The sequence below is a fragment of the Nocardiopsis protaetiae genome (assembly GCF_045446735.1).
GTDB lineage: Bacteria > Actinomycetota > Actinomycetes > Streptosporangiales > Streptosporangiaceae > Nocardiopsis > Nocardiopsis protaetiae.
In genome coordinates this window covers 1-4,187 of sequence record NZ_JBJJBV010000415.1, presented here as the reverse complement: position 1 = coordinate 4,187, position 4,187 = coordinate 1, and the positions used below count along the sequence as shown (strand labels likewise).

The 4,187-nt window shown below is 74.6% G+C and carries 6 protein-coding genes; 1 reads left to right on the top strand and 5 read right to left on the bottom strand.

Annotated features, from left to right (window positions below; genetic code table 11):
• Positions 1-22: 22 nt before the first annotated feature.
• From ACJOT3_RS33075 to ACJOT3_RS33060, 4 genes are all read right to left on the bottom strand, one after another.
• A complete protein-coding gene (locus tag ACJOT3_RS33075; protein ID WP_406977069.1) occupies positions 23-721 on the bottom strand; it encodes a zf-HC2 domain-containing protein in 699 nt (232 codons plus the stop codon).
• Positions 718-1,269, bottom strand: coding sequence for a sigma-70 family RNA polymerase sigma factor (locus tag ACJOT3_RS33070; protein WP_406977068.1), 552 nt, complete (start codon positions 1,267-1,269; stop codon positions 718-720). Before ACJOT3_RS33070 ends, ACJOT3_RS33075 begins: the two co-directional genes overlap by 4 nt.
• 157 nt (positions 1,270-1,426) lie before the next feature.
• A complete protein-coding gene (locus ACJOT3_RS33065; RefSeq protein WP_406977067.1) occupies positions 1,427-2,428 on the bottom strand; it encodes an SCO0930 family lipoprotein in 1,002 nt (333 codons plus the stop codon).
• 129 nt (positions 2,429-2,557) lie between these two features.
• A complete protein-coding gene (locus tag ACJOT3_RS33060; protein WP_406977066.1) occupies positions 2,558-3,274 on the bottom strand; it encodes an MBL fold metallo-hydrolase in 717 nt (238 codons plus the stop codon).
• A gap of 92 nt (positions 3,275-3,366) precedes the next feature.
• Here ACJOT3_RS33060 and ACJOT3_RS33055 point away from each other — a divergent pair, with 92 nt between their 5' ends.
• Positions 3,367-3,891, top strand: coding sequence for a TetR/AcrR family transcriptional regulator (locus ACJOT3_RS33055; protein ID WP_406977065.1), 525 nt, complete (start codon positions 3,367-3,369; stop codon positions 3,889-3,891).
• Positions 3,892-3,967: 76 nt separating this feature from the next.
• Here ACJOT3_RS33055 and ACJOT3_RS33050 read toward each other — a convergent pair.
• Positions 3,968-4,187: hypothetical protein (locus ACJOT3_RS33050; RefSeq protein ID WP_406977064.1), on the bottom strand; the 220-nt coding region annotated here is incomplete at its 5' end.

The following is a 4,187-nucleotide window of genomic DNA, read 5'->3' as shown; positions in this document are numbered from 1 at the left end:
GTTCTCAGAAAGCCCGGAAGGCTCAGAAGGTGACGGTCACGAACTCCGTGGCGGCCGCGTTGCGCACCACCACCGACTCCACGTCCTGCGGGGCGACGTCGACGGACCCGCCCGGGCGGCTGCCGCCGGCGGCCGACTCGGCGGAGACCGTCCAGGTGGCGGCGACCTCGACGCGGCCGTCCCGGGTGTGGACGACCACCTCGCACTCCTCGCCCTCCGGGATGCCGGTGATGAACGACTCCAGGCGCAGGCCGGCGGACTCCGGTACCAGGGTCACCGTGGCGGCGGCCCCGGTGTCGGGGTCCTCCCGGGCGGCGATCACGGTGCCCGACGCCAGCTGGGACACCTCCGACCCCGGCGACCCGGCGGGCATCAGCACCCGCCCGACGACGCCCCCGACCCCGGCCAGCACCACCCCGGCCAGGACGGCGGCCAGGGCCAGCCGCAGGGTGCGGCGGCGGCGCTCGCCCGCGCGCTCGGACCCCGCCCGCCGGACGGTGGCGCGCAGCAGGGCCTGGCTCCCGGCGGGCGGCGGACCCTCCAGGAAGGCCTCCGGGGGCAGCTCGCCCAGGGCGTCGCGGACGGCGAGCAGCTCGCGCAGCTCCACCCGGCACGGCTCGCAGCCCGCCAGGTGGGCCTCCAGCGCGGCGGCCTCCGCCGGGGCCAGCGCCCCCAGGGCGTAGGCGCCCAGCAGTTGCGGGTCATGGGTCCCCGCGGTCATCGGGCCACCCCCTTCCCCTGCGACGGACGGCCGCCGAAGCGGCGGCGCAGCGCCTGGAGCGCGTGGTAGGAACGCGACTTGACCGTCCCCTGCGGCACCCCCAGCACCTCGGCGGCCTCGGCCACGCTGCGCCTGCGGAAATATACCTCGATCAGGACCGCGCGGTGGTCGGCCGAGAGGCTGTCCAGCGCGTCCATCACCGTGATCGCGTCCACCACCGAATCGGCGTGGTCGCCCAGCATGGGCTCGACGTCGGGGGCGGGTGCCACCTCCGCGGGCCGCGCCTTGCGGGCCCGGGCCCGGTCGATGACGAGGTTGCGCGCCACGGTCAGCAGCCAGCCGCGCACCGAGCCCTTGGAGTTCACGAGCACGTCGGGGTTGCGCCAGGCCCGGATGAAGGTCTCCTGGACGATGTCCTCGGCCGCGGCCCGGTCACCCGTCAGGCGGGTGGCGTAGGCCAGCAGCGCCCTGCCGTGCTCGTTGTACAGAGAACGGATCAGCGCCTCGTCCTCGGCGTCGCGCCGTCGACGCGAGCCCCACAGCGCCATCCATCCCTCCTCCCGCGGCGGTTTCCGGGCCCCCAGACTGGCGGACGCCGGTCCCGGGCGCAATCCCCTGGGCGCTTCGGTCGGAAGGGAGGGGCCTCTGGGCGGGGGAGGGAGTCGAGCCCCGCCCAGAGGCCCCGGGATCGCTCCGGGCGCGTGGTCAGTAGCCGCTGCCGTCGGAGTCGCCATAGCCATTGCCGTAGCCGTTGTCGGCGCTGTCGTCGCCACCGCCGCCGGTGTTGCCGCCGCCGGTGACGGCGTCGCCGGCGATCGCGCCGGTCGGGGTGACCGCGAACCAGACGTCGTTCACGCCGTGGCCGGTGGTGTCGCCGGGGGCGGCGTCCTCGGCGTAGCGGTACAGCGCCCACCCGTTCAGGGTCGCCTGGTCCAGCCGGCCCTCACGCGCCACCGAGTCGAACAGGGAGGCGTCCAGGCCGTCGGAGAAGCCGAACTCCGCCATCGCCAGGACCGGGGGCCAGATGTCGGCGCAGTCGTCGACGCAGGTCGCCGTGGGCGGGTCCGCCGAGTCCTCCTCGAACCGGTACAGGGTGAAGCCCTCGTCGTCGACGACGATGTCGCCCAGCACGGGGTCCTGCCGGACCCCGAAGCCCTGCGGGCAGTAGCCCTCGGTCCAGGGCTCGTCCGCGGCCCGGGTGCCGAGCGGGCTCACCGCGTACCAGACGTCCTGGGCGCCCTCGCCGTTGGTGTCGCCGGGGGCGGCGTCGGCCGCGTAGCGGTACAGCGGCCACCCGTCCAGGGTCACCTGCTCGGTGCCGTCCTCGCGTTCGATACTGCCCAGCAGGTCGTCGCCGCCGGGGATGGTCATCTCCTCGGCCGCGGTGACCGGGGGCCAGTTCTCGGCGCAGGCGTCATAGCACTCCGAGGCCCCCGAACCGGCGGTGTCGTTCTCGAAGCGGTACAGGGTGAAGCCGTCGGCGTCGGTGACGATCTCGCCGAGCGCCTCGTCCCCGCGCAGGGACAGTTTCAGCGCGTCCGCGGGGGCTCCGGACGCCGGTGCGGCCTCCTCCGGCTCCTCGCTCTCCACGGGGTACAGGTCCTCCGCGGGCGCGGCGGCCGCGTAGGGTTCGGCGTTCCCACAGCCGGTGAGCAGGACCAGCCCGAGCACTCCGGCGGCCAGGGGGGAGAACTTCTTCGCACGCATGCTCCGCGTTCCTTCCATCGTTTCCGGTCCCGGGCTGCGATCAGATCCGCGGCTGCTGAGTCCCGGCCCGAAGTTCCACGGTCACCAGGTACACGCACGCCCGCCGGAGCCGGTTCAAACTTTTTCCGGTCAGGAGGAAGCGGCGGTGCGGACGGCGTCGGCGAGGGTGTTGGGGGAGCCGCGCCAGGGGGCGCCGTGGCCGGGGAGCACCCACGAGGCGGCCACGCCCTCCAGCCGGCGCAGGGAGTCGAGCGCCAGGGCGGGGTCGTCGGTGAACGGCGCGGGCTGGAGCCCGGTCCGGCCGGTCAGCACGTGGCGGGTGGTGAGCGCGTCGCCGACGAACACGGCGTCGGCAAGGGGGACGTGGACGGCGATACTGCCGGGGGAGTGGCCGGGCAGGGCGATCACGCGCGGCGAGCCGGGCAGCGGCAGCACGTCGCCGTCCGCGACCTCGGTGACCTCGCCCAGGTAGGCCGTGCGCAGCCCGCCCTTGCGCAGCGCGTACGCGAAGAACCCCAGGGTGGGCAGGGCGCGCATCGGGCCGAAGGAGACCTTCGGCTTGTCGCCGCCGCGGGCGCGGTCGGCGTCGCCGGGGTGGACGTGCACGGGCACCCCGTGGTCGCGGCGCAGGCGCTCGGCGAAGCCCAGGTGGTCGCTGTCGCCGTGGGTCAGGACGACGCCCCGGATGTCCTCGACGGACCGGCCCATCGCCGCGAGTTCGGCGCGCAGGTCGCGCCAGTGCCCGGGCAGCCCCGCGTCGATCACCGTGATGCCCTCCGGCGTCACGACGAGGTGGACGGCGACGATGTCGTTGCCGATGCGGTGCAGGTGCGGTCCGAGTCGCATGGCCGTCCTCGCCCGTGGAGTTCTCGGATGGATGATGGCTATGCTAAGTAGCCATCATGGCTTACGTCAATAGCCATCAATGGAGGAGGACCATGCCCACACCCGACCGGACCTCGCGTGCCGCGATCGTCGCGGCCGCCCGAGACCTCCTGGAATCCGGCGGCCCCGCCGGGATCACGATGCAGGCCGTCGCCGGGCGCGTCGGCGTTCGCGCACCCTCGCTCTACAAGCGGGTCCGCGACCGCGACGCCCTCGTCACCCTGGTGGCGCGGGCGACCGCCGAGGAGCTCGGCGCCCGGCTCCAGGCGTGCGAGGGCACGTTCGCCGTGCTCGCGCGCACCTACCGCGCGTTCGCCCACGAGCGCCCGGAGGGGTTCCGGCTCATGTTCGCGGTCGACGCGGCGGCCGAGGAGATGGGGCGGGCGAGCATGCCCGTGATCGAGGCGGCCCGCGTGCTGGTGGGCGAGGCGCGGGCCCTGGACGCCGCCCGGCTGCTCGCGGCCTGGGTGACGGGGTTCGTCACCATGGAACTCGCCGGCGCGTTCCGGTTCGACGGCGACGTGGACCGGGCCTTCGAGTTCGGCCTCGAACACCTGGTGGCGGGCCTGCGCCCCTGACCTGCGGACGGTATCAGGGGCCTCCTCCGGCGCCGGAGCACCCTCCGGCACCGGTCCTGCCGTACGGGGCGGGCCGTCACCCCTCTCCCCGGTCACCGTCCGTTCCGCCGTCGTCGGGTGCTTCGGTCGCCCAGCCGCGGAAGTGCCAGACGTTGCGCTGCCCGCCGGGGCGGGGTTCGTACACCGCCCGCTGGGACACCTGGCCGGGGACGGCCAGGAGCGCCCCCAGGTCCGAGGCGGGCACCTCGTAGATCTCCCACCGGTCGAAGACGCCCCTGACCTCCACCCCGTCCCAT